At 72.3% G+C, this 25378-nt stretch carries 23 protein-coding genes; 8 read left to right on the forward strand and 15 right to left on the reverse strand.

Annotated elements, in window-relative coordinates:
• The first annotated feature begins 115 nt into the window (after positions 1-115).
• Positions 116-1198, forward strand: coding sequence for a PQQ-dependent sugar dehydrogenase (locus ENE75_RS14835; RefSeq protein ID WP_128199082.1), 1083 nt, complete (start codon positions 116-118; stop codon positions 1196-1198).
• Positions 1199-1223: 25 nt separating this feature from the next.
• Complete coding sequence (locus ENE75_RS14840; RefSeq protein WP_128199083.1) at positions 1224-2375, forward strand: tetratricopeptide repeat protein; 1152 nt, start codon at positions 1224-1226, stop codon at positions 2373-2375.
• Here ENE75_RS14840 and ENE75_RS14845 read toward each other — a convergent pair.
• From ENE75_RS14845 to ENE75_RS14875, 7 genes are all read right to left on the reverse strand, one after another.
• Entirely contained in the window at positions 2364-2912 is a 549-nt protein-coding gene (locus tag ENE75_RS14845; RefSeq protein WP_199232308.1) for a hypothetical protein, read from the reverse strand. The two genes, ENE75_RS14840 and ENE75_RS14845, sit on opposite strands and share 12 nt — an antisense overlap.
• 9 nt (positions 2913-2921) lie before the next feature.
• Entirely contained in the window at positions 2922-3392 is a 471-nt protein-coding gene (locus ENE75_RS14850) for a DUF411 domain-containing protein (protein ID WP_128199084.1), read from the reverse strand.
• A gap of 1 nt (position 3393) precedes the next feature.
• The gene (locus ENE75_RS14855; RefSeq protein ID WP_128199085.1) at positions 3394-3879 is read right to left on the reverse strand and encodes a cupredoxin domain-containing protein; all 486 of its coding nucleotides are present in this window, start codon (positions 3877-3879) and stop codon (positions 3394-3396) included.
• Between the two features lie 16 nt (positions 3880-3895).
• Entirely contained in the window at positions 3896-5266 is a 1371-nt protein-coding gene (locus ENE75_RS14860) for a multicopper oxidase family protein (RefSeq protein WP_128199086.1), read from the reverse strand.
• A gap of 14 nt (positions 5267-5280) precedes the next feature.
• Positions 5281-6693: a TolC family protein gene (locus ENE75_RS14865; protein WP_128199087.1), complete on the reverse strand. Its 1413-nt coding sequence runs from the start codon at positions 6691-6693 to the stop codon at positions 5281-5283.
• Entirely contained in the window at positions 6690-7079 is a 390-nt protein-coding gene (locus ENE75_RS14870) for a hypothetical protein (RefSeq protein WP_128199088.1), read from the reverse strand. The genes ENE75_RS14865 and ENE75_RS14870 overlap by 4 nt, the downstream gene beginning before the upstream one ends.
• Before the next feature lie 63 nt (positions 7080-7142).
• Positions 7143-7505 (reverse strand): hypothetical protein, encoded by a 363-nt coding sequence (locus ENE75_RS14875; protein WP_128199089.1) that lies wholly within the window; start codon positions 7503-7505, stop codon positions 7143-7145.
• Positions 7506-7583: 78 nt separating this feature from the next.
• Between ENE75_RS14875 and ENE75_RS14880 the strand changes: the two genes are divergently transcribed.
• Both ENE75_RS14880 and ENE75_RS14885 read left to right on the forward strand, forming a co-directional pair.
• Positions 7584-8747, forward strand: a complete 1164-nt coding sequence (locus ENE75_RS14880; RefSeq protein WP_128199090.1) for a CaiB/BaiF CoA transferase family protein — start codon at positions 7584-7586, stop codon at positions 8745-8747.
• Positions 8744-10432 carry an MBL fold metallo-hydrolase gene (locus ENE75_RS14885; protein WP_128199091.1) on the forward strand — a complete coding sequence of 563 codons (1689 nt, stop codon included), beginning with the start codon at positions 8744-8746 and terminating at the stop codon, positions 10430-10432. Before ENE75_RS14880 ends, ENE75_RS14885 begins: the two co-directional genes overlap by 4 nt.
• On the opposite strand, the gene ENE75_RS14890 is transcribed toward ENE75_RS14885, so the two are convergent.
• From ENE75_RS14890 to ENE75_RS14905, 4 genes are all read right to left on the reverse strand, one after another.
• The gene (locus tag ENE75_RS14890; RefSeq protein WP_128199092.1) at positions 10406-11188 is read right to left on the reverse strand and encodes an arginyltransferase; all 783 of its coding nucleotides are present in this window, start codon (positions 11186-11188) and stop codon (positions 10406-10408) included. The two genes, ENE75_RS14885 and ENE75_RS14890, sit on opposite strands and share 27 nt — an antisense overlap.
• Positions 11185-11937 carry a leucyl/phenylalanyl-tRNA--protein transferase gene (gene aat, locus ENE75_RS14895; protein WP_128199093.1) on the reverse strand — a complete coding sequence of 251 codons (753 nt, stop codon included), beginning with the start codon at positions 11935-11937 and terminating at the stop codon, positions 11185-11187. The genes ENE75_RS14890 and aat overlap by 4 nt, the downstream gene beginning before the upstream one ends.
• A 354-nt stretch (positions 11938-12291) precedes the next feature.
• Positions 12292-14436: a prolyl oligopeptidase family serine peptidase gene (locus ENE75_RS14900; RefSeq protein WP_310733635.1), complete on the reverse strand. Its 2145-nt coding sequence runs from the start codon at positions 14434-14436 to the stop codon at positions 12292-12294.
• Positions 14433-14990 (reverse strand): YaeQ family protein, encoded by a 558-nt coding sequence (locus tag ENE75_RS14905; protein ID WP_128199094.1) that lies wholly within the window; start codon positions 14988-14990, stop codon positions 14433-14435. Before ENE75_RS14905 ends, ENE75_RS14900 begins: the two co-directional genes overlap by 4 nt.
• A gap of 274 nt (positions 14991-15264) precedes the next feature.
• Here ENE75_RS14905 and ENE75_RS14910 point away from each other — a divergent pair, with 274 nt between their 5' ends.
• Positions 15265-15948, forward strand: coding sequence for a hypothetical protein (locus tag ENE75_RS14910; RefSeq protein WP_128199095.1), 684 nt, complete (start codon positions 15265-15267; stop codon positions 15946-15948).
• 17 nt (positions 15949-15965) lie between these two features.
• The gene (locus tag ENE75_RS14915) at positions 15966-18056 is read left to right on the forward strand and encodes a M3 family metallopeptidase (protein ID WP_128199096.1); all 2091 of its coding nucleotides are present in this window, start codon (positions 15966-15968) and stop codon (positions 18054-18056) included.
• Position 18057: 1 nt separating this feature from the next.
• Here the strand turns inward: ENE75_RS14915 and ENE75_RS14920 are convergent, their stop codons facing one another.
• Entirely contained in the window at positions 18058-20691 is a 2634-nt protein-coding gene (locus ENE75_RS14920) for a PAS domain-containing sensor histidine kinase (RefSeq protein WP_158288961.1), read from the reverse strand.
• Positions 20692-20741: 50 nt separating this feature from the next.
• Between ENE75_RS14920 and ENE75_RS14925 the strand changes: the two genes are divergently transcribed.
• Both ENE75_RS14925 and ENE75_RS14930 read left to right on the forward strand, forming a co-directional pair.
• Positions 20742-22562, forward strand: coding sequence for a carboxyl transferase domain-containing protein (locus ENE75_RS14925; RefSeq protein ID WP_128199098.1), 1821 nt, complete (start codon positions 20742-20744; stop codon positions 22560-22562).
• Positions 22563-22578: 16 nt separating this feature from the next.
• Positions 22579-23022 (forward strand): rhodanese-like domain-containing protein, encoded by a 444-nt coding sequence (locus tag ENE75_RS14930; RefSeq protein WP_128199099.1) that lies wholly within the window; start codon positions 22579-22581, stop codon positions 23020-23022.
• A 12-nt stretch (positions 23023-23034) separates the two neighbouring features.
• On the opposite strand, the gene mltB is transcribed toward ENE75_RS14930, so the two are convergent.
• From mltB to ENE75_RS14945, 3 genes are read right to left on the reverse strand one after another with little or no spacing between them, the layout of a single operon-like run.
• A complete protein-coding gene (gene mltB / locus ENE75_RS14935; RefSeq protein WP_128199100.1) occupies positions 23035-24072 on the reverse strand; it encodes a lytic murein transglycosylase B in 1038 nt (345 codons plus the stop codon).
• 36 nt (positions 24073-24108) lie between these two features.
• Positions 24109-24945 (reverse strand): class III extradiol dioxygenase family protein, encoded by an 837-nt coding sequence (locus ENE75_RS14940; protein ID WP_128199101.1) that lies wholly within the window; start codon positions 24943-24945, stop codon positions 24109-24111.
• A 13-nt stretch (positions 24946-24958) separates the two neighbouring features.
• On the reverse strand, positions 24959-25297 hold the full coding sequence (locus ENE75_RS14945) for a protocatechuate 4,5-dioxygenase subunit alpha (RefSeq protein ID WP_128199102.1): 339 nt from the start codon (positions 25295-25297) through the stop codon (positions 24959-24961).
• Between the last annotated feature and the right edge of the window lie 81 nt (positions 25298-25378).

Raw genomic sequence — 25378 nt, forward strand, 5'->3', positions numbered from 1 at the left:
GCTCATCGGGGCAACACCCGGACGATCAAACAGGCGTCGCGGCCAGGCTACCCCGCACTTGAGGGGCGAATCCCTGCGGCAGCACGGTTGATGCTCCGCCGGCAACATCCCGCCCATGACACGACAGTTCATCCTGATGCTCGCCGCCCTCGCGTTCCTGAGGGTTCAGCCCGCGGCCGCCCAGACCCTGGAAACCGTGGCCCGTGGCCTCGTCGAACCCTGGGCCCTCGCCTTCGCGCCCGATGGCCGCATGCTCGTCACCGAACGTGCCGGCCGCCTGCGCGCCATCGGCCCCGACGGCCGCCCGGGCGAGCCCATCGAGGGCCTGCCGGCCGTCGACGTCACCGGCCAGTGCGGCCTGCTGGACCTGGTCACCGGCCCCGACGGCTGGCTGTACTTCACCTATGCCGAAGCGGGTGACGGCGGCAACGGCACGGTGGCGGCACGCGCGCGGCTGGACGGCAACCGGCTGGCCGACGTGCAGGTGATCTTCCGCCAGATGCCCAAGATGGCCAGCCGGCTGCACTGCGGCTCGCGCATCGTCTTCGACCGCGACGGCCATCTCTTCATCGGCCTGGGCGACCGTTTCACCGGCATGCCGGAGGCGCAGAACCCGGCCAACCACATCGGCAAGGTGGTGCGCGTCGCGCGCGACGGCAAGGCACCGGCCGACAACCCATTCGTACGCCGCCCCGGTGCGGCGCCCGAAGTGTGGAGCCTGGGCCACCGCAACATCCAGGGCGCCGCACTGCACCCGCAGACCGGCGCCCTGTGGGCCGTGGAGCACGGCCCACAGGGTGGCGACGAGGTCAACTTGGTGCGAGCCGGCCTCAACTACGGCTGGCCGTTGATCACCTACGGCCGCAACTACGGCAGCGGCACGCGCATCGGTGAGGAAGGTCCGAAGGCCGGCTTCGAGCAGCCGCTCAGGCACTGGGTGCCGACGTCGATCGCGCCCAGCGGCCTGGCCTTCCTGACCAGTGACCGCTATCCCGCGTGGAAGGGCAGCCTGTTCATGGGCGCACTGCGCGGCCAGGCGCTGGTGCGCCTGACGCTGGATGGCGAGCGTGTCGTGGGCGAGGAACGCCTGTTCGAGCGCGAGTCCATGCGTGTGCGCGACGTGCGCCAGGGGCCCGACGGCTGGCTGTACCTGGTGACCGGCGGCAACGACGGGCGGGTGCTGCGCGTGAAGCCCTGACGCGGGTCAAGCCGTGGATGGCGCCATGGCCCGAACATGGGCCATGTCCTGCTACCAGCGCCGTGCAGTCCCGTCCTGGCTTGGCCTGCTCGGCTGTGGCCTGATCGTTGCCGCGCTGGCGCTGCCCGCCCGGGCGCAGCTGCCGTTCGCGGTACCGCCGCCGGCCGGCGTGTTGGTGGCGCCGCTGTTGCTGCTGCTCCCCCTCGCCCATGAATGGACGCGTTCGGACCGCGAACGGGCGCGCGAACTCGAACGCCGGCACGACTGGCGCGGCCTGGAATCGCTGGCCGATCGCCGGCTGGCGGTGGCACCTGGAGATGCGCGCTGGCTGGCTCTGCGCGGGCGGGCGCGGCTGTTCCTGGGCCGGTGGGATGGCGCGGCAGCGGACCTGCAGGCATCGTTCGAGACCACCGACGACCGGCCCGCCGCCCAGCGCTTCGACGTCGGGCTCGGATGGGCCCTGGCGGAGGCGCTGCGCCCCGGCGGCGGGAATGTCGCGCCGATCCTCGACGTGCTGGAGGCCCTGGTCCCGGGGCGGCCGGAGCCGGGCCCGTTGCGCCAGTCACTGTCCGGCGCCGCCGCGGTCATGCCGTCCCAGCGCGGGCTGGCGTTGCCGGTCGGCATGCATGCGATGCGCCTCGACGCAGCGGACTGGCAGTCCACGCCCGTGGGCGACCCGCCGGCGCTGCAGGGCGGGCCGACCTTCCAGTTGGTGCGGACACAGCTGGTCCGCCTGCGTGCCGCGAGCGCCGAGGCGCGCCAGGACGGCGTGCTGCGCGGCCGGTTGTGGATGGCCGCGCCCACTGCACGCGCCTGGGGCGTGTCGGTCTGGGACGTGGACGACCCCTGCCGCCACGCGGCACCGGGAGCGGTGCTGGTGGAGTCCGTGGCCATCAGCATCCAGCAACCGGACTGCCTGAGCGTGCGCGCCGTCGCCGCCGGTGCACCGGTGCCCGGCTGGACCGACGGGTGGGTGCCTGACGAGGCCGGCTGGCTGTTTGCCTACGAGCGCTACGGCATGGACGGTGCCGTCCAGGCCCGGCTGTGGCTGCCGCAGGCGCGCGTGCCGGGTGCGATGCTGGCGGCGCTGTGGGGCCGCGCGTGGGCGGCGGGCCTGCGCCCCTGGGGCGATGCGACCGGGCCGGCGACCGCAGCGCTGCCGCCGCTACGACCCTGAGCTGCACCGGCGCGCACGGGTGCGCCAGAGCCAGAGGCCGGCGACCGCCAGTGCCGCGTAGTTGGCGGCCTGGAACCACGGCGTGTTCCACGCCAGCCCGTCGAATCCCCGCATCGTCAGCGGGTAGAGCACGGGCACCGGGTAGAAGTCGGCCGAGTGCGTGAAGACGTCGATCACGATGTGCAGCCACCACCCGGCGAGTACCCAGGCATGCCGCCAGCGGGCGGCCACCGCGGCGGCGGTGACGACACCGGCGACGACGGCACTGTGCCCGGTGCAGTGCAGGTGGTGCGACACCGTGTGCACCAGGGCCGGCAGCAACGGTTCGTCCGCCGGCGAGGCGGTGGCGAAGTGCCAGAGCAGGCCAGGAAACTGGCCGTCGGCCAGCGACCACGCCAGCACCGGCAGGCCCTGAACCAAGTCGGGCAGCACGGACAGGGCCACGACGGCGCCGGCGCCCTGCGGCCCCAGCCGGCCGCGCCGGCGCAGCGACTCACTGGCCACACTGGCCCAGAGCGCGTGCGCCAGCAGGTCCACGGCGGCCGGTCAGCGCACGGCGCGCCAGACCTTGGTCACCGCAGCGTCGCCGCGGCCGCTGACCAGCAGCACGTCGTAGGGGTCGCGCCGGCCGCCGTAGGCCGGGCCGTCCATGCCGGGCGAACCCACGGGCATGCCGGGCACCGTCAGCCCCAGGGCCGTGGGCTTCTCCTTCAGCAGGCGCTTGACATCCTCGGCCGGCACGTGGCCCTCGACCACGTAGCCGCCCACCAGCGCCGTGTGGCACGACCCCAGGTGCTGCGGCAGGCCCAGGCGCTGGCGCATGGTGGTGTTGCCGGTGTCGTGCACGCGCACGGTGAAGCCATGCGACTCCATGTGCGTCACCCAGTCCTTGCAGCAGCCGCAGGTGGGCGATTTCCAGACCTCGACGGTGGGCTTGTCGGCGGCACGGGTCAGCCCGGCGGTGCCGAGCAGGCCCAGGGCAGCGACGATGGCGCTGCGGCGGTTCAGAACATTCATGTCATGGCTCCACGGTGATCAGGCCCTTCATGCCGGCCTGGTAGTGCCCTGCGATCAGGCAGGCGAATTCGAAGGTGCCCGGGCGGTTGAAGGTCCACACGATCTCTCGCATCTGGCCGGGCGGCACATGCGCCATGTAGGGTTCGTCGTGTTCCATGTTCGGGTACTTGACCATCAGTTCGGCGTGCTTCGCGTTCTCGGCTGGCGTGCCGATCACGACCTCGTGCATCACCTTGCCGTCGTTGTGCACCTGCAGGCGCAACGTGTCGCCACGCCTGACGGTCAGTTGCCCCGGCTGGAAGCGCATGTCGTCCCCCATGCGGACCACGACCGTGCGCCGCGCCTGTCGAGCGTCGCCGGCGATGCCCCAGTCCTTCTGTTCCTTGACCACCTGGGTCGCGGCGTGGTGCTTCTCGCCGTGGGCCTGCGCGTGGGTGACGCCGGCACACACCCAGGCCAGCGCGAGGATCATTCGAAAACTGCTCATGGCTCGGGCTCCGGGTTCAATGGTTGTGGTGGCCGCCGGCGGGCTTGCGCACGCGCACGTCCACGGCAGCAGGTGACGCAGCTTCGGCCCGCGCCGGTGCCATGGCAGGCGTCTCCACCTCGTGCGCCACCGTTCCTGGCGGGTGCTTGAACCAGCCCGGGTCGCTGTAGTCGCCCGGCTTCTGGTCGGGGCGCACCTTGAGCACCGAGAACATGCCGCCCATCTCCACCGAGCCGAAGGGGCCCTCGCCGGTCATCATCGGCGCGGTGTTGTCGGGCAGGGGCATTTCCATCTCGGCCATGTCGGCCATGCCGCGTTCGCCCATCACCATGTAGTCGGGGATCAGCTTCGTGATCTGGCGCACCACCTGGCGGTGGTCGACGCCGATCATCGTGGGCACGCCGTGGCCCATCGCGTTCATCGTGTGGTGGCTCTTGTGGCAATGGAAGGCCCAGTCGCCGGGTTCGTCGGCGATGAACTCCATCTGCCGCATCTGGCCCACGGCGATGTCCACCGTCACCTCCGGCCAGCGCGAGCCCTTGGGCGTGGGACCGCCGTCGGTGCCCGTGACCTCGAACTCGTGGCCATGGATGTGGATCGGGTGGTTGGTCATCGTCAGGTTGCCGAAGCGCAGGCGCACGCGGTCGCCCTGGCGCACGTTGAAGCTGTCGATGCCAGGGAAGATGCGGCTGTTCCAGCTCCAGAGGTTGAAGTCCAGCATCGTCATGATCTTCGGCGTCGCGCTGCCGGGCTCGATGTCGTAGGCATTGAGCAGCACGCAGAAGTCGCGGTCGACGTTCTCGATCAGCGGATGCTTCGCCTTCGGGTGCGTGACCCAGAAGCCCATCATGCCCATGGCCATCTGCGTCATCTCGTCGGCGTGCGGGTGGTACATGAACGTGCCGGGCCGGCGCGCCACGAACTCGTAGACGAAGGTCTTGCCCGAGGGGATGCCTGGCTGGTTGAGGCCGGTGACCCCGTCCATGCCGTTGGGCAGCCGCTGGCCGTGCCAGTGGATGCTGGTGTGCTCCGGCAGGCGGTTGGTGACGAAGATGCGCACGCGGTCGCCCTCCACCACCTCGATGGTCGGCCCCGGGCTCTGGCCGTTGTAGCCCCAGAGGTGGGCGGTGACGCCGGGTGTCATCTCGCGCACCACCGGCTCGGCCACGAGGTGGAACTCCTTGACGCCGCCCTTCATGCGCCAGGGGCAGGTCCAGCCGTTGGGGGTGACCACCGGGTTGTAGGGCCGGCCGTTGGGGGGCACCAGCGGCGGCGCGGTCGCCGCACTGGTCTGGATCACGGGTTCGGGCAGGGCGGCCATCGCCACCTTGCTCACCGCGGCCGATGCCACGGCGGCGCCGCCCATGAACAGTCGTCGGTTCATCATGGGAGGGATTCCTTTCAGTGGCCGCCGGCGTCACCGCCGCCAGCCGGGGACATCGGGCCGGCCATCGCCGACGGCGTGGGGCTGCCCAACGTGGCCATGCGCAGGTCGGCGTCGGCCAGCCAGAAGTCGCGTTCGGCCAGGATCGCGTCGTGCACGCTGGCGATCTGCGCCCGCGCGTCGGCCAGCAGCTCGAAGACGCCAATGAGCATGCCGTTGTAGCGCAGCACGTTCTGCTCGGCGATCTGCGCGCGCAACGGCACGATCTCATCGCGGTGGTGGCGCGCGATGAGCCAGGCGCTGCGGCGCTGGCCCTCGGCCTCGCGGATCTGCGAGCGGGCGTCGATGGCCAGCTGCGCCGCGTGGTCGATGGCCTGGCGCCAGACCGCCTCCGCGCGCGCGGCCTTGGCGTCACCCCAGTCGAAGAGGGGCAGTTCCAGGTCGACCTCCCAGCCGCGCTGGGTCGGACCGTCGTTGCTGCTGTTGTGGCTCAGGCCCAGCTCGACCACGCTGATCAGACGGGTGGATCGCGTCAGACCCAGCGCGCGAGCCGTCTCGTCGACGGCGATCTGCGCGGCCTGCAGGTCCAGCCGCGTGGCCAGCGCTTCGCGCTCGATCTGCGGGCGCTCGGGCAGGTCTGCGGGCAGGTCGGGCAGGCGGTCGGGCAGGGTGAACGCGGTCTGCGCGCCCCACAGGCCCATCAGGCGCGTCAGCCGCTCGCGGGTGGCGCGCTGCTGTTGCTCGGCACGGGCGACGTTCAGCGCCGCGTCGGCGTAGAAAGCCTGCTCGCGCGCCCGCTGCAGGGCGCTGAAGTTGCCCACCTGCTGCATGCGCCGCGCCAGTTCCGCCGCGGCCTCGGCGGCCTGCATGACCTGGCCCATGTAGTGCACCGACTGCTGCGCCGCCACGGCCTCGACCCAGGCCTTGCGCGTCATCGCCGCGTGGTCCAGCACCGCCAGCAGCAGCGCATGGCGCTCGCGGTCCAGCCGGCGCTGGGCCAGGTCGCCGGTCCAGGGCGTGAGCAGCCAGCGCAGCAGCGGCAGGTGCAGGCTGCGCTCGATCTCGCGTTCGTCGCCGGCGCGTGTCCGGCCGAAGGCGAAACCCGGGTTGGGCAGGCGCATGGCCTGCACCATCTCGGCCTCGGCGATGCCCAGCGCGGCGAAGCGCGCCTGCAGCCCACGGTGGTTCAGCAGCGCCACCTGCACGGCGGCTTCGCTGTCGAGGGGCGTCTTCAGCAGTTCGGCCACGCGGCGGTCGATGTCGGCACGCTCGGCATCGCTGCGGGCCCAGCGCAGGTCCGCGCCCGTGTGTTGCCGCACGGCCTGCTGCACCGGTGTGAACTGGCGCTCCGGGTCGACGCTGGCGCAGCCGGCCAGCACCAGTGCGGCCGCCGCCAGCGCGGCGCTGCGGGCGGATCTCGGCCACCTCATCGCCGGCCTCCCGGGGCGTGATGTCCGTGGCCGTGGGGCGGCATCGGTGTGGCGCGTGTCGATGCCGCAGGTGCTGCAGGCGTCATGGGCGAGGCCGGTGCAGAGGCCGCCGGTTCAGGCGCATGGGCTTCGCGGAGGTAGGCCCGCCAGCCGCCGATGCGGGCGACCTCCGCATTGGCGTCACGCCAGTCGCGGCGCGGTTCGTCGGTCAGCGGGCGGTACCGCTGGAGCGCGCTGCGGTGGGCCAGCGGCGGCACCGCGGCGTCGATCCGGGTCGGGTCGGGCCGCGGCGGCGGCGGTTCGGCCGCCACCGCGGCAAACGAGGCCGCGGCAGCGGCCGTGCAGAGGGTCGTGGCCCATGCGCCACGCAGGAATCGGGAGGACATGCGCACCTCGTCGAGACACTCGATGGACGGCGCCGTCCACAGGGGCAGGCGCCGGACGGCGGGTCAGACGAAGGCGTGTCGAGGGGGGCGGTCGAGGCCGTCGGGGTCGACGGCGCTGAGGATGGGCGCCCGCCAGGCGGGCGGGGCCTCGGCCTGCGGGGCTGCGCCCGGCGCCGCAGCCGCCGGCGGCACGGGGGCGGCGCCGGCATGGCAGACGGCGCACTCGCTGCAGCCGGCGTGCGCGGTGGCGTCGTCTGCCACCGCCGGGGCCTCGAACCCGTGGCAGGGAGCGGGCCAGCCATCGTGCAGGGCCGCTGAGCCGTCGTGCATGCTGCCAAAGCTCATCATGGGCGCAGCCACAGCCAAGCCCTGCAGCGGCAGGGCCAGCGTCAACAGCCAGACCACGGTGACGAGCCAGCGCTTCACGGCACCGATTGTCGCGCATCCCCGCATCCGGCGCAGCGTGTCGACGCTGGCACACTCCGCGGCGGAGACCACACCACGATGACGGACACATCCCGGGGGCCCGGCCCCCTGCACGGCCTGCGGGTGATCGAACTCGCCGGCATCGGCCCCGGCCCGATGGCCTGCATGCTGCTGGCCGACCTGGGCGCCGACGTGGTGCGCATCGACCGCCTGGAAGCCAGCGGTCTGGGCGTGCCGATGGCGCCACGCTTCGACGTCAACGCGCGAGGGCGGCGCTCGGTGGCGCTGGACCTGAAGCAGCCCGCCGGCGTCGAGACGGCGCTTAGGCTGATCGACCGCGCCGACGTGCTGATCGAGGGCTTCCGACCCGGCGTGGCCGAGCGGCTGGGCCTCGGCCCGGAGGTCTGCAGCGCCCGCAACCCGGGCCTGGTGTACGGCCGCATGACCGGTTTCGGCCAGACGGGTCCGATGGCGCCGATGGCCGGCCACGACCTGAACTACATCGCGCTGACCGGCGTGCTCGACGCCATCGGCCCGGCCGGCGGCGACCCGGTGCCGCCGCTGAACCTGGTGGGCGACTATGGCGGGGGTGCGCTGTACCTGGCCTTCGGCGTGACGGCAGCGCTCTACGAGCGCCAGCACTCCGGGCGTGGCCAGGTCGTGGATGCCGCGATGGTGGACGGCGCGGCCTCGCTGGCGTCGATCTTCCACGGCCTGCGCGCCGCCGGCCAGTGGGGCGACACGCGCGGCGCCAACCTGCTCGACGGCGGCGCACCGTTCTACGCCACCTACCGCTGTGCCGACGACCGCTGGCTCGCGGTGGGGGCCCTGGAGCCCAAGTTCTTCGCCGCCTTCGCCGAGGGCATCGGCCTGGACCGCCGCTTCGTCGCCACGCAGTACGACCGCCGCACCTGGCCGGAACTGCGCGAGGTCATCGCCACACGCCTGGCCAGCCGGCCGTGTGAACACTGGGCATCGCTGTTCGATGGCAGCGACGCCTGCGTGACGCCAGTGCTGAGCCTGGCCGAGGCGCCGCAGCACCCGCATGCCCAGGCGCGCGGGGCCTACGTCACCGTCGACGGCGTCGTGCAGCCCGGTCCAGCGCCGCGGTTCTCGCGCAGCGTGCCGGGCCAGCCGCGCCCGTCGCCCGCGGTCGGCGAGCAGGGCGCCGAGGTGCTGGGAGAGGCCGGCTTCGCTGCCGACGAGATCGCGGCCCTGAAGACCGCCGGGGTGCTGAAATGAGCGCCCACCAGACCCCCGCCGACGCGCGCCTGGCGGCGTCGCTGATGCTGCTGCGCGACGCGCCATCCGAATCGGGCGGCGGCGTCGAGGTGCTGATGCTGCGCCGAGCCGAGCGCGACGGCGACCTGCGCAGCGGCGCCTGCGTCTTTCCCGGCGGCGTGCTCGAGGCCGCCGACCGCGCTGCGTATGCCTGGTGCCTGGGCCCCACCGATGCCGAGGCAAGTGCCCGACTGGGTCTCGCTGAAGGAGGCCTGGGCTACCTGGTGGCGGCGGTGCGCGAGAGCTTCGAGGAGGTGGGCGTGCTGCTGGCCTGCCGGCCCGACGGCAGCGCGCTGGTGCCGGCCGAATGGGCGGCGCTGCGGCCGGCGCTGGCGCCGTGGCGGCTGCACCTGCACCGGGGCGAGCACGACATCGGCGCGCTGTGCCGCGCGTTCGACCTGCGGCTGGACCTGCGCAACCTGCACTACTTCAGCCACTGGCTCACACCGCCGGGCGTGCCCAAGCGCTTCGACACGCGCTTTTTCACGGTGCCGATGCCGGCCGGCCAGACACCGGAGGCGGACCGCGCCGAGGCGGTCGAGATGATGTGGACGCGCCCCGCCGCGGCGCTGGCCCGGGACAGCGGCTACGTGCTGCTGCCGGTGACGCGCTGCACGCTGCAGGAACTGCAGGCCCACCCCGATGCCGCCGCGGCCCATGCCGACGCCGGTGCGCGGCGCGACATCCGCGTGACCATGCCGCGCCGCGGCCGCACGCGCAAGGGCCCGCGCATCGTGCTGCCCTGGGAGCCGGGCTGGGCCGAACTGGGCCGGCTGGACCCCGAAGGCCACCACCAGGCGCTGGCCGAGATCGTGCCCGGCGAGCCGGTGCGCCTGTCGCCCCGCATCCTGCGCCTGACGGCGCCGAACGCCGGCACGATGACCGGCCCGGGCACCAACACCTACCTGGTCGGCGACGACGACCCCGGCGCGCCGCTGGCCGTGATCGACCCCGGGCCCGATCTGCCGGCGCACCGCGAGGCCATCCTGGCCGCGGCCCCGCGGCGCATCACGCACGTGCTGACCACGCACACGCACGTCGACCACTCGCCCGGCGCCGCGGCGCTGGCGCAGGCCACCGGCGCCCGGGTGATCGGCCGCCGGGCGCCACCGCACCCGGGGCAGGATGCAGCCTTCACGCCGGACGAAGAACCGGTCGAAGGCGACGTGCTGCAGCTGGGCGCCGGCACCACGCTGCAGGCCTTGCAGACCCCGGGCCATGCGTCCAACCACGTCTGCTGGCGGCTGGCCGAGGAGAAGCTGCTCTTCACCGGCGACCACCTGATGCAGGGCAGCACGGTGGTGATCAACCCGCCCGACGGTGACATGCAGGCCTACCTGGCGCAGCTGGAGCGCCTGCTGCACATGGACCTGGACTGGCTGGCGCCGGGCCACGGCTTCCTGGTGGCCGAGCCGCACGCGGTGATCCGCGCGCTGGTGGCGCACCGGCTCAAGCGCGAGGCCAAGGTGCTGGCGTCGCTGCAGCAGCACGGCCCGGCCACGGTGCCGGCGCTGGTGCCGGCGGCCTACGACGACACGCCGGTGCCGCTGCACGGGGTGGCGGCGCGCTCGCTGCTGGCCCACCTGCTGAAGCTGCAGGCCGAGGGCCGCGCCAGCGAATCAGACGGCGTCTGGCGCGCGGCCTGAACGCGTGGCCGTCGCCACTTCTTCGGCGTCCTGCCAGCGCCCGTCGCGCAGCAGCTGGTGTGGCCGGAACTGCGCCTTGTAGGCCATCTTCGGGCTCTCGGCGATCCAGTAGCCCAGGTACAGGTGCGGCAGGCCAAGCTGACGCACCTGTTCCAGCTGCCACAGCACGCCGTAGGTGCCGTAGCTGGTGCCGGGCTCGGGCTCGTAGTAGGTGTAGACGGCGGAGATGCCGTCGGCCAGCACGTCCACGATGGACACCATCTTCAGCGTGCCGGCACTGCCGTCGGCGGTGGGCGTACGGAACTCCACCAGGCGCGAATTGACGCGGCTCTGCAGCAGGAACTGGGTGTACTGGTCCACGCTGTCGTGGTCCATGCCGCCGCCGGCATGGCGGCCGCTCTGGTAGCGCAGGTAGAGCTGGTAGTGCTCCGGCGAGAAGCACAGGCGCAGCACGCGGGCCTTCAGGTCGGCGTGCTGCTTCCAGGCGCGGCGCTGGCTGCGTGTGGGCTGGAAGCCCGCCACCGGCACGCGCATGGGCACACAGGCGCGGCAGCCGTCGCAGTAGGGCCGGTAGGTGAACATCCCGCTGCGCCGGAAGCCGTTGGCCACGAGGCCGGAATAGGCGTCGGCGTGGATCAGGTGGCTGGGCGTGGCCACCTGCGAACGCGCCAGCCGGCCCGGCAGGTAGCTGCAGGGGTAGGGGGCCGTCGCATAGAACTGCAGCGACGAGAGCGGAAGCTCCTGGGGGTGCGTCACGGAGGCGTCGGGGGGTCTTGCACCAGGCGCGCATCGAGCTGCGCCCAGTGCGCCGGATCATAGGTCCAGTCCCCGATGTCCGGCGCCCCCAGGGCGTGGGCCAGGTGGGCCTGGAAGTCGGTCCGCGGGACTTCGTGCGCGCCCATCGACGCCAGATGGCCCGTGTGCTGCTGGCAGTCCACCCAGGCCACGCCGCGTGCGCGGCAGGCCGCCACCAGCGCCGCCAGGGCCAGCTTGGATGCGTCGGTGGCGTGGGAGAACATCGACTCGCCGAACACCATGCGGCCGATGCTGACGAAGTACAGGCCGCCGACGAGCTGGCCATCGACCCAGGTTTCCACGCTGTGGGTCCGCCCTTCGGCATGCCAGGCCACGTAGGCGCGCACCATGTCGGGCACGATCCAGGTGCCGTCCTGGCCCTCGCGCGGGGTGGCGGCGCAGTGGCGCATCACGCGCGCGAAGTCGCTGTCGAAGCGGATGGCACAGCCGGGCGTGGCCAGGAAGCGCTGCAGGGTCTTGCGCAGCGAGCGGTGCAGCTTGAATTCGGCCACCGGCAGCACCATGCGCGGGTCGGGGCTCCACCACAGCACCGGCTGCCCGGGGCCGAACCAGGGGAACAGGCCGAGCCGGTAGGCCTCCTCCAGCCGCGCCGGCGTCAGTGCGCCGCCGGCGGCGACGAGGCCGGGGATGTCCTCCGGCACCGTGCCCGGGCGGGGCAGTGGAAGGGCGTCATCGATCCAGTGGACCATGGCCGTCTGTCTGCTTACGACCCGGAGCGGATGTTCGGTGTTTGTCGATTGACATTGGCTCGGGCCACGGAGGGCGGGCCTGGCCTGGCGCTCCTGTCCCCCGGCTCGCGCAGGGCGCTCGCCTCCTCCTTAACCTCGCGCCAGGCCAGACCCGCCCTCCGCGGCCGGACACAGCGAAGCGGTCGGCCGGCAGGTCGACTCGTCAATCTGGCTGGAGTCCCCCTCCCGGAGGGGGGCTGGCGGGGAGCCGTCGCACATGCTGGAGCCCCTTCCTGGAGGGGGCTCGGGGGAGCCCACGGAAATCGGGTCCCCGGACCCAAAGCAGCCGAAGGCTGCTTTGGGTCGCGAGCCGCCTCACGCATCCCGCCCGAGGGTGCGCCACAGGAAGGCATATTCCAGTGCCGCCATGTCGGCCCGCTGCGCGTTGTCCGCGGCACCGCCATGACCGCCTTCGATGTTCTCGTAGTACATCGGCGCGTACCCCATCTCGCGCATGCGCGCAGCCATCTTCCGCGCATGTCCCGGGTGCACGCGGTCGTCGCGGGTGCTGGTGATGAACAGCACGGCGGGCATCTTCACCCCGGGCCTGACGTTCTGGTAGGGGCTGTAGGTCTTCAGCACGGCCCAGTCGCCGGCATCGTCGGGGTTGCCGTATTCGGCCATCCACGACGCGCCGGCCAGCAGCAGGTGGTAGCGCCGCATGTCCAGCAGTGGCACCTGGCAGACGACGGCGCCGAAGAGCTCGGGGCGCTGCACCATCACCGCGCCCACCAGCAGGCCGCCGTTGCTGCCGCCCTCGATGCCCAGGTGCGTCGGGCTGGTGATCTTCGCGGCGATCAGGTCCTCGGCCACGGCGGCGAAGTCGTCGTAGCTCTTCTGCTTGTGGCGCTTCACCGCGGCCTGGTGCCAGGCCGGACCGAATTCGCCGCCGCCGCGGATGTTGGCCAGCACGAAGATGCCGCCGCGCGCCAGCCAGCTGCTGCCGATGCTGCCGGAGTAGAAGGGCTGCATCGACACCTCGAAGCCGCCGTAGCCATAGAGCAGCGTCGGGTTGCGACCGTTGGCGGTGGCGCCCTTGGGCCAGACCACGAAGTACGGCACGCGGGTGCCGTCGCGGCTGGTGGCAAAGCGCTGTTCCACGCGCATGCCCTCGCCGTCGAAGTAGCGCGGCCGCGATTTCAGCGTCGCCATCTCGCCGCCCGCGGCGTCGGCCAGCATCAGCGAGTCGGGCGTGAGGAAGTCGGTGTAGCTCACCAGCAGATGTTCGGCCAGCGTGTCGGCCTTCAGCAGCGGGTCGTGCAGCGCCTGCACGCTCAGCGTGCCGGGGTGGGGCGCGGGCAGGTCGCGCTGCGTCCAGGCATCGGCCACCGCCGCGCCCGGCTGCCACGTCTCGAGCCGGCTGGCCACGTTGTCCAGCACGTTGAGCACCAGGCGAGAGGCCGTGCTGGTGAAGCCGGCCAGCGAGCGCGTGGCCGTGGGCGTGAACAGGGCCTGCCAGCGGGCGTCACCCCCGGCGACGAAGGCCTCCGCGTCGCCCACGATCAGGCTGCCGCGCGGCCAACTGCGGCCGCCCGTGGCCCAGTCGCTGCGCAGTTCCACCAGCACGTGGCGGCGCCAGAAACTCACGCTGGCATCCTCCGGCTTGGCCAGCGGCACCCAGCGCCCGCTCTGCCAGAGGAACTGCAGCGAGCGGTAGAAGTCCAGCGCCCGCGTGAGCACGGTGCGCTCGAAGCCCGGCTCGCGGTCGACGCTGATCCACACGCCTACGTCGGCCGTCTCGCCCTCGAACACCGTCTCGGCCTGGGCCAGCGGCTGGCCGCGGCGCCAGCGCTTGACAATGCGCGGGTAGCCGGCATCGGTCATGCTGCCGGGCCCGAAGTCGGTGCCGACGTAGACGGTGTCGGCGTCGAGCCAGTCGACGCTGCTCTTGGCCTCCGGCAGCGCGAAGCCGCCGTCGACGAAGCGCTTGTCGACGAGGTCGAACTCGCGCACCACGCTGGCGTCCGCACCGCCGCGCGACAGCGACACCAGCGCGCGCCGGTAGTCCGGCCCGAAGGCGGTGGCGCCAGCCCAGACCCAGTTCTCGCCCTCGGCCCGGCCCAGGGCGTCGAGGTCGAGCACCGTCTCCCAGGCCGGTTCGGACTTGCGGAACTCGTCCAGCGTGGTGCGCCGCCACAGGCCGCGCGGTTGGCGCTCGTCCTGCCACAGGTTGTACAGCCAGTCACCGCGGCGGTTGACCGCCGGGATCTTCTCCTTCGAATCGAGGATCGCACGGATGCGGTCGCGGTTGGCAGCGAAGCCGGGTTCGGCCTCCAGGACCTTGCGGGTCTCGGCGTTGCGCTCGCGCACCCAGGCCAGGGCGCGCTCGCCGGTCACGTCCTCCAGCCAGAGGTAGGGGTCTTGGTCGGCAGTGGCGTTCATCGTGGCGAATACGGTCAGGGGCAATGCAGGACAGGTGGCCGCCAGCGAGGCGGCCAGCAGGCGTCGTCGGAAGATCATGGGGCGGGATGCAGGCGCTGGGGGTGGAGCTCGACCATGCGCTCGCCGTGCACGACGAGCACCTGGCCTTCCTGCACGTTGACCTGCAATTGCATCGAGCGTTCCGCCAACGCACCCAGCGCCTGAGACTGCGCGGCCGGCAGCTGCCACACGGTCAGGTTGCGCTGGCGCGCCATCCGCGTGGCCAGGCCCTGCCACCAGATCAGGGTGGACGCGGCGTAGGCCCAGATGCCCACCTGCCCGGCCCGGCCGCAGGCGCGCAGCAGCCGGCGCTCGTCGGGCTGGCCGACCTCGATCCACTGGCGCAGCGTGCCGTCCAGCGCATGGCGCCAGACGTCGGGCTCGTCGGTGTCCGACAGGCCGCGGGCGAAGACCAGGGCGCCGTCGTGGTCGTCCTCGGGAACGCTCAGCGCAAAGGCCAGCAGGCGCACCATCAGGCGCTCCTCGGTCTCCGACGGGTGCAGGGCCAGGGTCAGCGTGTGGTCGGCATAGAGGCCGCGGTCCATGTCTGCGATCTGCAGCGTGGCCTTGTAGATGGTGGACTTGAGGGCCAAGGTGGTCGTGGCGGCAACGGCGCCAGGGGGCAGGCGAGGGTGGCACTGTGCCATAGGCCTGGTGTCGTCCGGGTGGCCCGGTCGTCCGCAGGCCGGCCGGCTGCGTTGAGGGCGTCCATGCGCCTGCCGGCAGGTGCCGGTGGCCGGTGGCATGATGCAGGGTTTGCCGGCCACGAGCCGGCAGCCGCATGGCACGGGGCCGCACGGGCCCCTGCCCGAACGATCTGGCGCCCGGGCCTGCGACGGCGCGCCGCACCCGAGAGGACCCACTGTCATGACCGTACGAACCGCCCACCCCGCATCGATCCCGGCCCTGCTGCTGATGGCGGTGCTGGCCGCGCCCCTGCCGGCGCTCGCCCAGAAGTCGCTGGGCGGCGGCGGCGGCAGCGGCCCCGTCATGACCCGCGACGAACTGCGGGCCTGCCTGAAGCAGCAGGCGACGCTGGCCACCATGGTGCAGAACTACGAGCAGGAACGGGCCGACCTCGAGCGCGAGAAGGGCGAGATCCTGCAGAACAAGCAGACCCTGGATGCCGAGGCCGGCGGCGTCAAGGCCGACGTGTCCAAGATCAACGAGTTGAACGCGCGCACCGAGGCGCTGTCCAAGCGGGTCAGCGAATGGAACGAGAACTGGCAGGCCTTCGAGAAGGCCAACCGCAGCGGCCCGATGGCCGAGCGTGAGCGCCGCCGCCTGCTGAGCGAGAAGCGCAGCATGGAGAAGGAAGAGAAGGACCTGGCCGACGAGCGCGCGGCGCTGGGTGACGCCAGTGGCGGTGCCTCGCAGGTCAACAGCAAGGTCGATGCGCTCAACGCCCGCACGGTGGCCTGGAACGAGCGCAACAAGCGGGTCGTCAAGATGGGCGAGGACCTGACCCAGGAGCGTGACCTCTGGGCCTCGGAGTGCGGCAACCGCCGCTACCGCGAGGACGACGAGATCGCCATCCGCAACGGCCAGTGAACCGCGGGCACCCCGAGATGACCACGATCCCGCACGCCGACAACCCGCTGCTGCAACCCTGGACGTCAGCGTTCGGGTTGCCCGACTTCGCTGCCATCCGGCCCGAGCACTTCGAGCCGGCCTTCCGCGCCGCCATGGACGTGCACCGGCAGGAACTGGCGGCCATCGTTGCCGATCCGGCCGCGCCCGACTTCGACAACACACTGGTGCCGTTCGACCGCAGCGGGCGTGCGCTCGGGCGCATCGCCTCGGTCTTCTACAACCTGACCGCATCGCACACCAACCCGGCGCTGCAGGCCGTGCAGCGGGCCATGGCCGGGCCGCTGGCGGCGCATGACAACGCGATCTACCTCGATGCCGGCCTGTTCGCGCGCATCGAGGCGGTGCACGAACAGCGTGCCGCGCTGGGCCTGACCCCGGAGCAGCTTCGGCTGCTCGAGCGCGTGCACCTGGACTTCGTGCGCGCCGGTGCCCGCCTGCAGGGCGAGGCGCGTGGCCGCTACGCCAGCGTGATGGAGCAACTCGCCGCGCTGACCACGCGGTTCGCGCAGAACGTGCTGCACGACGAGTCGAGCTGGCACCTGATGCTGGCCGACGAGTCTGACATGGCCGGCCTGCCCGGCTTCGTGCGGGCCGCTGCCCGCCAGGCGGCCGAGGACCGCGGTCTCGCGGGCCAGGCCGTGATCACGCTGTCGCGTTCGCTGATCGTGCCGTTCCTGACCTTCTCCGAGCGGCGTGACCTGCGCGAGCAGGCCTGGCGCGCGTGGACCAGCCGCGGCGAACACGCCGGCGAGCACGACAACCGTGAGGCGGCGCGCGACATCCTGCGCCTGCGCGGCGAGCAGGCTCGTCTGCACGGGCACGCCAGCTACGCCGACTACGCGCTGGCCGACACCATGGCGGGCACGCGCACCAACGTGCAGCAGCTGCTCGACCAGGTCTGGCCGCGCGCCCTGGCCGCGGTGCAGCGCGAGCGCGCCGCGCTGCGCGAAGCCATGGACGCGGCGGGTGTTGACCCGGCCCAGGCCATCGAGGCCTGGGACTGGCGCTACTGGGCGGAGAAGGTGCGCCAGGACAGGTACGCGATCGACGACGCCGAGATCAAGCCCTACTTCCCGCTGCCGGCCATGGTGCAGGCCGCGTTCGACTGCGCCGGCCGCCTGTTCGGCCTGCAGTTCGTCGAGCGGGCCGACCTGCCGGTCTACCACCCCGACGTGAAGGCCTACGAGGTGCGCAATGCCGACGGCAGCGCCGTCGGCGTGTTCCTGCAGGACAACTTCGCGCGGCCCAGCAAGCGCAGCGGCGCCTGGATGAGCAGCCTGCGCTGGCAGAGCCGAAATGGCGTGGGCGGCGCGGCCGAGCTGCCGGTGATCCTGAACAACAACAACTTTGCCAAGGGCTCGCCCGGGGAGCCGACGCTGCTGTCGGCCGACGATGCACGCACGCTGTTCCACGAGTTCGGGCATGGCCTGCACGGTCTGCTGTCGAACGTGCACTTCGAGCGCCTGTCGGGCACCCAGGTGCTGCGCGACTTCGTCGAACTGCCGTCGCAGATCTTCGAGCACTGGATCACCGAGCCGGAGGTGCTCAAGCGCCATGCGCGCCACTGGCAGACCGGCGAGCCCATCCCCGACGAACTGATCGAACGCCTGCAGGCGGCGCGCCGCTTCAACCAGGGCTACGAGACCGTGCGCTACACCGGCAGCGCCATCGTCGACATGGCCGTGCACGCGCGCACCGAGGCCGAACCGCCGGCCGACCTGTGCGCCTTCGAGGCTGAGTTGCTGGCCAGCCTAGGGCACCCGCCGCCGGTGGGCATCAACCACCGGCTGGTGCACTTCCAGCACCTGTTCTCCGGCTCGGGGTACGCGGCCGGCTACTACGTCTACCTGTGGGCCGAGGTGCTGGACGCCGACGGCTACGACGCCTTCGTCGAGGCCGGCAGCCCGTTCGACCCGGGCGTGGCGGCGGCGCTGCGGCAGCACATCTATGCCGCCGGCAACAGCGTCGAACCGGGCGCGGCCTACGCCGCCTTCCGCGGTCGCGGACCGTCGGTCCGGCCGCTGCTGGAAAAGCGCGGCCTGCTGGAGGCGGGCGAGCCGGTCTGAGTCAGGCCGGCCCGCCTGGCGGCGCCGACGCTTCGTTCGCGGTCATCGCGGGCGCTGCGCTTGCCAGCGACAGCGGCAGCCGCAGCGTGAAGGTCGTGCCTTCGCCCGGCGTGCTGTGCACCTGGATGCTGCCGCCCAGGCGGCCAACCAGCGCCTTGACGATCGTCAATCCGATGCCGGTGCCCTTGATGCCCTCGCGCTCCACGCCCAGGCGGTTGAAGGGCTCGTAGAGGTGGCGCAACTGGGCGTCGCTCATGCCGCGCCCGGTGTCGGCCACCGTCAGCACCGCCAGCCCGCCATCGGCATGGGCCCGCACGACCACCCGGCCCTGCGGCCGGTTGTACTTGATCGCATTGCCGATCAGGTTGATCAGCACCTGCCGAAGGCGTGTGGCATCGCTCCACAGGCGCAGCGGCGGCGTGTCGCAGTCGATCGCGACGCCGTGTTCCACGCGCAGCGGCTCCAGCAGCGGCAGTGTCTCCGCCAGCAGCGCGCGCAGATCGACGTCGGCCACCGCCACGCGCAGGTCGCCGGCCTCCAGGCCCGCGAGGTCGAGCACATCGTTGATGAGCGACAGCAGGTGCTGGCCCGCCGCCTCCACGTGCTGCAGCCATTCGCGCGCGGTGGCGTCGGGGCCCCGTGCCAGCAGCAGTTGCGTGAAGCCGAGCACCGCGTTCAGCGGCGTGCGCAACTCGTGGCTCATGCGGGCCAGGAAGCGGCTCTTCTCGGCATTGGCCTGTTCGGCGGCCTCGCGATCGCGCCGTTCGGCCTCGGCGCGACGGTCGGCGGTGACATCCCAGTTGACGCCGATGCGGCGTGCCGGGGCACCCGTGCCGTCCTCGACCGTGGACGACCGAGAGGCCAGCCAGTGCACGCTGCCGTCGGGCCAGACGACCCGGAAGGCGTGCTCGATGATGGTCCCGGGCGCACTGGCAGCGGCAATCTGGCGGCGTGTCGACGCCCGGTCGTCCGGGTGAACGATGTCCAGCATCTCCTGGGCGTCGGGCACACCCGGGCGCGGATCGCGCCCCCGCAGCCGCCACATCTGTACGTCCCACTGCGCCTGGCCGGTGCGCAGGTCGAGCTCCCAGGTGCCGATGCCCGCGCCCCGCGCCGCCAGCGCCGCGCGTTCGTGCGCATGGCGCAGGGCCTCGTCGGCCTGGCGGCGGTCGGTGACGTCGATCGCGATGCCGAACATCGTCGGCGGCTCGGTGTCCGCTTCCAGCATCGAGTGCGTCAGCAGGTGCCGCACCTGCCCGTCGCGCCGGACGATGCGCAGTTCGGACTGCACGTTGGGCGTGCGGCCGCTCAGCCAGTCGTGGAAGCGCTGGCGGATCGTCGCCCGCTCGTCCGGGTGCACGAAGGTCTCGCGCCATTCCTTCAGCGTGGGCACCTCGTCTTCCGCGCCCAGGCCGTGCAGGGCGCGCATCTGGTCGCTCCAGAACGCCCGCTCGGCGTGGCCTTCGCGTGCCCAGTAGCCGATGCCCGCGGTGCGGGCGGCAAGGTCGAAGCGCGCCCGCAGGCCGCGCGCACGGGCGTCCTGCGCCCGCTGTGCCGTGATGTCCAGCGCCACCGACAGGATGGCCACCGGCTGGTCGCCATCGCCCAGTTCGGCCACGCCGCGCATCAGCAGTTGCCGGTAGCGGCCCTGGGCGTCGGCCACGCGAAGTTCGACGTCCACCGGTTGCCCCGTCTGCAGCACGCGGTCGCTGGCCTCGCGCGCCACGGCAAGGTCCTCCGGGTGCATGTGCGCCGCCACCTGCTCGGCCGGGATGCCGTCCGGGTGTGCCGGCAGACCCAGGAAGTGCAGGCCGGCAGGGTTGAAGTGGTAGCGGCCTTGCCGAAGGTCATGGCGGACGAGGATCAGGCCGGCCAGGTCGGCCGCCAGGGTGATCTGCGACCGTGCCTCGGCGTTTTCGCGGGCCAGCGCCACCGCGTCGGTGTCGTCGACGATGATGCCGGTGATCTGGCCGTCCTCGGGGCTCTTGGGTACGTGCCAGTACGAATGCAGGTGCGCCAGGCTGCCATCCGGCCGGCGCACGCGATAGCGGTGGTCGTGCATGCCGGGCTGTGCATTCGACGACTCGTAGCGCTGCACCAGCCCGGCCCGGTCCTCGTCGACGATGCGGGCTGTGGCCTCGCCCAGGTCCAGCGCGCCGGCCGACTGGGGGACGCCCCAGAAGCCGAATACCTGCGGGTCCCACGCCCCACGTTGGCTGCTCGTGTCGCGCGACCAGATGCCGATGCGGCCGACGTGGCGGATCAGGTCCAGCGCCACCGCGTCGTGGGTCCGCGCCTGCCGCGCTTGCACTTCCGCCGTGGCGTCCTCGAGCACCAGGCGCCGCCCGGGGCCGCCACCTTCGGCGGCGCGCACGCGCACCCATCGTCGCGCATCCAGCGCCACGGGCGCGTCGGCATCGGTCGCGGGCAGCAGGTGTCCCGGCCAGGCCGCACCAAGCTCGCCCAGCGCGCCGAGCCAGGATCGGGCGGTGGCGTTGGCCCAGGTCACCGCCGGCTGGCCGTCGAGCACCACCACCGCCAAGGGCAGTGCGTCGAGCCAGGCCGCCGCCTCGGGCGTGGGCTCGGCAGGCGATGAGGGCGACGTCGCGGGCACGATGACCGCAGTATGGGGCACGGTGAAGGCACCCTCACAATCGTCGCCTCCGTACCACGCACCTGCAGCCGATGAACCCGCCCGAGACCGACAGTGAGCCTGGCCGCGAGGCGCTCATCCCGCTGCTCAGCCCGGTGGCCGGTGCCGTCGTGCAGATGATCGTCGCCCCGAGCCAGGCGGTCGGGCCTGGTCAGACCCTGCTGGTGCTGGAGTCGATGAAGATGGAGGTGCCGGTGCCGGCTCCCGGGCCGGGCCGGGTCCGGACCTGGACGGTGCAGGTCGGCGACGCGGTGTCCGAAGGCGAGCCGCTCGGCACCTGGTCACCCGCAGCGGCCGCGCAGGCCGACCCGGCGGGACTGGCCGCGCCGGTGCCCCAGCCGCCAGCCCACCCCGGCCTGGCGCGATGGCGGGCACGTCGCGCGCTGCTGGACGACGCCGCCCGACCCGACGCCGTGGCGCGCCGGCATGGCGCCGGGCGACGCACCGCGCGTGAGAACGTCGCCGCCCTGCTGGACGACGGCAGCTTCACCGAGTACGGCGGCTTTGCCGTCGCCGCGCAGCGCAGCCGGCGCGCCGAGGCCGAGCTGCAGCGCCAGACCCCGGCCGACGGCCTGGTGGCCGGTACGGGCACGGTGGCCGGCCGGCCGGTGACAGTGCTGGCCTACGACTACACCGTGCTGGCCGGCACCCAGGGCGTGTTCAACCACCGCAAGGCCGACCGCCTGCTGGCGCTGGCCCGCCGGCACCGCTGGCCGGTGGTGCTGTTGGCCGAGGGCGGTGGCGGCAGGCCGGGTGACGTCGACTGGCTGGGCGTGGCCGGGCTGGACTGCACCACCTTCGCGCAGTTTGCGGCGTTGCGCGGCGTGGTCCCGACGATCGGCATCGCCGCGGGCTACTGCTTTGCCGGCAACGCTGCGCTGCTGGGCTGCTGTGACCTGGTGCTGGCCACCGAGGGCAGCAGCATCGGCATGGGAGGGCCGGCGATGATCGAAGGCGGGGGCCTGGGCCGGGTGGCGCCGCAGGACGTGGGCCCGGTGGCGGTGCTCGCCGCCGCGGGTGCGGTGGACCTCGTGCTGCCCGACGAGGCCGCGGCCACCGCCATGGCGCGAACGCTGCTGGGCCTGCTCACCGGCACGCCGGCACCGGCCGCCCCGGCCGGCGGCCCGGCCGACGCGCTGCGTGCGCTCGTGCCCGAGCGTCGCAACGCGGCCTACGACATCCATACCGTGCTGCGCACCGTGTTCGATGCCGGGACCCTGGTGGAACTGCGGGCCGAGGACGGGCGCGCACTCGTCACGGCGCTGGCGCGGCTGGACGGCCGGCCGGTGGCCGTGGCGGCCAGCCAGGTGCAGCATGGCGCCGGCGCGCTGGACGCCGCCGCCTGCCGCAAGTGGGTGGCGCTGATGGCGCTGGCCGACCGCCGTGGCCTGCCCCTGGTGACCCTGGTGGACACGCCGGGCTTCATGGTCGGCCCGGCCTCGGAGGCCACCGGCATGCTGCGCCACGCCGGCGAGGTCTTCACCACCGCGGCGGCGCTGCGCGTGCCGATGGCCAGCGTCGTGCTGCGGCGGGGCTTCGGCCTCGGGGCGATGGCGCTCACGGGCGGGCACTTCCACGCCCCGGTGGCCACCTGCGCCTGGCCCAGCGGCGAGTTCGGCCCCATGGGCCTGGAAGGCGGTGTGCGCCTGGGCTTCCGCAAGGAACTGGACGCCGCCCAGGCCAGCGGCGGCGACGCAGCCCGCGAGGCGCTCTACCAGCGCCTGCTGGACGAGGCGGTGGCGCGCGGCGACGCGCTGAACATGGCGGCGCACCTGGAGATCGACGACGTCATCGACCCGGCCGACACGCGCGCATGGCTGTGCCGCGTGCTCGCGTCCGCCGGCTCGCGGTGAGCCACAATCCGGCGCCATGGACAGCTTCGACGTCGACCAGTTCAGCCCCGAGCAGCGTGCGCTGCTGGAGATCTCGCTGCCCAGCGCGCTGGAGATCGCGCGGCTGCGCCTGGGCACGCTGGTGGACATCCGCCAGGGCTTCGAGATCCAGATGAAGGGCGCCATCCCCGAGGCGGTGCACATCCCGATGTTCGAGGTCAAGCGCCTGCTGGGCGACAAGCTGACCGAGGACGAGCAGGAGATCCTGGACACCGGCAAGCCCAGCGACATCGACATCAAGGGGCTGCTGACCACGATCAACCGCCTGCATCACGCGCACGACCACCTGCTGCTGCTGACCTGCAACAGCGGCCGGCGCAGCCTGTACCTGGCCGACATGCTGCGCTCGCTGGGCTACCCGAAGGCGCTGTCGGTGGCCGGCGGCTTCATCGCCTGGAAGAAGCTCCAGGCCGGCGCCTGACCGGCGGCCACGCTAGCGTGCGGCCTTGACGGCTGCGCCCAGGTCCAGCACGGCCCGCGCGTAGTAGCTCGAGCGGTTGTAGCGCGTCAGCACGAAGAAGTTCACCGTGCCGGCGACGAAGCTCGGCGGCGCGCCGCCGTTGTCCACGCTGACAAGCGCCATCAGGCCGTCGTGCGCCTGGCCCGCGGGCGACAGCACGGCGCCGGCGGCGGTGAACGCGGCGGCATCGAAGCTGGGCACGATGTCGGGCGCCAGCAGCTTCGCGCGCTGCGCCGCGTCGTCCGGCGGTGTCACGTCGAAGGTCGCCGGCATGCCCGACCGCCAGCCATGCTGGGCCAGGAAGTGGGCGATGCTGCCGATCGCGTCTTCGGCGCTGGCCGTGAGGTCGATGTGGCCGTCGCCATCGAAGTCCACCGCGTAGCGGTTGATGCTGCCGGGCATGAACTGCGGCAGGCCGATGGCGCCGGCGAAGCTGCCGGTCAGCGAAGCCGGGCCGACGTCCTCGTGCCGGGCCAGCAGCAGCAGCTGCTCCAGCTCGTCGCGGAAGTAGGCGCTGCGGTCGCTGCGGCCGGTGGGAAAGTCGAAGGCCAGCGTGGCCAGCACGTCCAGCGCGCGGTAGCGGCCCATCACGCGGCCGTAGAAGGTCTCCACGCCGACGATGCCGACAATCACCTCGGCCGGCACGCCGTAGCGCGCCTCGGCGCGCGCCAGCGCCTCGGCGTGGGCCTGCCAGAAGGCCGCGCCGGCAGCGATGCGCTGGGGCTCGACGAAGCGGTCGCGGTAGGCAGCCCAGTTCTTCGGCTGGCCGGGCGGCGCTGGCATCATCAGCCGCTGCGCCATGGGCTGCAACTTCGCGCCGCGCAGCTGCAGCAGCACCCAGCGCGCATCCCAGCCGTGGCGGGCGGCCATCTCATCGGCGAATGCACGCACCTCGGGGCGGGTGTCGTAGGCGGGGGCGGGCGGCGGCTTCTTGGCGGTGGCCGGGGTGGTGCAGGCCGCCAGCAGCAGGCCCAGGGCGACGGAAACGATCAGGGCGATGCGCATCGGCATCGCCCGATCATAGGAGCGCCGGCGCGCGGTTCGGGTTCAGCGCGCGTCCATCAGCATCACGCCCGAGGCCGTGTTGGAGATCGGGATGTGGTAGTTCTGGTGCGCCAGCGTCGCGCCGTCGCCGAGCGCCGCGCGCGCGGCCAGCCACATGATCAGCTCCACGCCCTGGGTGCCGGCCTTCTCCACCAGCTGGTGGGTGTTGAACTGCGTGGCCCACTGCGGGTCATGGATCAGGCTCTCCATGAAGGCGAGGTCGAAGTCCTTGTTCATGAAGCCGGCCCGCTCGCCGTCGAGCTGGTGCGACAGGCCGCCGGTGCCCAGGAACATCACCTTCGCATCGCTCTGCCAGGACCGCACTGCACGTCCCACGGCGTCGCCCAGCGCCCAGCAGCGGCGCGCCGACGGCAGCGGGAACTGCACCGTGTTGATCGCGATCGGCACGATGCGCACGGCCCAGCGCTCGTCCGGGTACATCAGGTGCATCGGGTTGGTCATCGCGTGGTCGACCAGCATCTCCTGGCAGGTGGTGAGGTCGAAATCCTCGGCCACGAGCTGGTTGATCAGATGCCACGACAGGTCCTCGTCACCGCGGAACGGCGCCACCTGCGGGATGCCCCAGCCCTCGTCGGCGCTGGTGTACTGCGGCGCCGCGCCGATCGCGAAGGTGGGCAGCTTGTCGAGGAAGAAGTTCAGCCCGTGGTCGTTGTAGAAGACCACGGCCACGTCGGGCCGCTTGTCGGCCAGCCAGCGGTGCACTGGCGGCCAGCCGTCGAAGAAGGGCTTCCAGTAGGGGTCCTGTTGCAGGTTCTTCGCCATCGCGCGGCCGATGGCCGGCACGTGGGAGCTGCAGAGTGCGCCGAGGATCTGGGCCATGGTCGTGCTCCTCTTATTTCGCGTGGGCGGCCAGCATGGCCTTGAAGGCGTCCTTGCTCATGCCGGTCTGCTGCGCGCCGATGTCCTGCACGTCCAGCCCGAAGATGCCGGCGAACTTGGCCAGGTAGTAGACGTTGCCGCCGGCGGCGATGAGGTCCAGCACGTTGCGCGCCTGGATCGCGGCGCGCTGCCGGTCGTTCAGGCCGTAGGCCGCGCAGTAGGCGTCCTCGTCGGCCAGGAAGGCGGCGCGGTTGGCCGCCTCGTTGAAGCTGAAGCACATCTTGTTCAGCGCGTAGCCCTTGCGGGCCTGGGCGCCGTCGAACAGCGTGGTGCCGGGGATGTCGAAGCTCATGCGCGTCTCCTGCGGTCGGGCCGGTCTTGATGCAGGTCAGTGTCGGAAAAACCATTCATGCAATAAAGCCGATCTGATTCA

Origin of the sequence: Rubrivivax albus (assembly GCF_004016515.1) — a bacterium.
Taxonomy (GTDB): Bacteria; Pseudomonadota; Gammaproteobacteria; order Burkholderiales; family Burkholderiaceae_C; genus Rubrivivax; species Rubrivivax albus.

Excerpts from the sequence above, each read along its gene's own strand:
- ENE75_RS14835 (WP_128199082.1), top strand. The coding sequence starts at position 116 with ATGACACGACAGTTCATCCTGATGCTCGCCGCCCTCGCGTTCCTGAGG.
- ENE75_RS14840 (WP_128199083.1), top strand. The coding sequence starts at position 1,224 with ATGGCCCGAACATGGGCCATGTCCTGCTACCAGCGCCGTGCAGTCCCG.
- ENE75_RS14850 (WP_128199084.1), bottom strand. The coding sequence starts at position 3,392 with ATGAATGTTCTGAACCGCCGCAGCGCCATCGTCGCTGCCCTGGGCCTG.
- ENE75_RS14855 (WP_128199085.1), bottom strand. The coding sequence starts at position 3,879 with ATGAGCAGTTTTCGAATGATCCTCGCGCTGGCCTGGGTGTGTGCCGGC.
- ENE75_RS14860 (WP_128199086.1), bottom strand. The coding sequence starts at position 5,266 with ATGATGAACCGACGACTGTTCATGGGCGGCGCCGCCGTGGCATCGGCC.
- ENE75_RS14865 (WP_128199087.1), bottom strand. The coding sequence starts at position 6,693 with ATGAGGTGGCCGAGATCCGCCCGCAGCGCCGCGCTGGCGGCGGCCGCA.
- ENE75_RS14870 (WP_128199088.1), bottom strand. The coding sequence starts at position 7,079 with ATGTCCTCCCGATTCCTGCGTGGCGCATGGGCCACGACCCTCTGCACG.
- ENE75_RS14880 (WP_128199090.1), top strand. The coding sequence starts at position 7,584 with ATGACGGACACATCCCGGGGGCCCGGCCCCCTGCACGGCCTGCGGGTG.
- ENE75_RS14885 (WP_128199091.1), top strand. The coding sequence starts at position 8,744 with ATGAGCGCCCACCAGACCCCCGCCGACGCGCGCCTGGCGGCGTCGCTG.
- aat (WP_128199093.1), bottom strand. The coding sequence starts at position 11,937 with ATGGTCCACTGGATCGATGACGCCCTTCCACTGCCCCGCCCGGGCACG.
- ENE75_RS14900 (WP_310733635.1), bottom strand. The coding sequence starts at position 14,436 with ATGATCTTCCGACGACGCCTGCTGGCCGCCTCGCTGGCGGCCACCTGT.
- ENE75_RS14910 (WP_128199095.1), top strand. The coding sequence starts at position 15,265 with ATGACCGTACGAACCGCCCACCCCGCATCGATCCCGGCCCTGCTGCTG.
- ENE75_RS14915 (WP_128199096.1), top strand. The coding sequence starts at position 15,966 with ATGACCACGATCCCGCACGCCGACAACCCGCTGCTGCAACCCTGGACG.
- ENE75_RS14925 (WP_128199098.1), top strand. The coding sequence starts at position 20,742 with ATGAACCCGCCCGAGACCGACAGTGAGCCTGGCCGCGAGGCGCTCATC.
- ENE75_RS14930 (WP_128199099.1), top strand. The coding sequence starts at position 22,579 with ATGGACAGCTTCGACGTCGACCAGTTCAGCCCCGAGCAGCGTGCGCTG.
- mltB (WP_128199100.1), bottom strand. The coding sequence starts at position 24,072 with ATGCCGATGCGCATCGCCCTGATCGTTTCCGTCGCCCTGGGCCTGCTG.
- ENE75_RS14940 (WP_128199101.1), bottom strand. The coding sequence starts at position 24,945 with ATGGCCCAGATCCTCGGCGCACTCTGCAGCTCCCACGTGCCGGCCATC.
- ENE75_RS14945 (WP_128199102.1), bottom strand. The coding sequence starts at position 25,297 with ATGAGCTTCGACATCCCCGGCACCACGCTGTTCGACGGCGCCCAGGCC.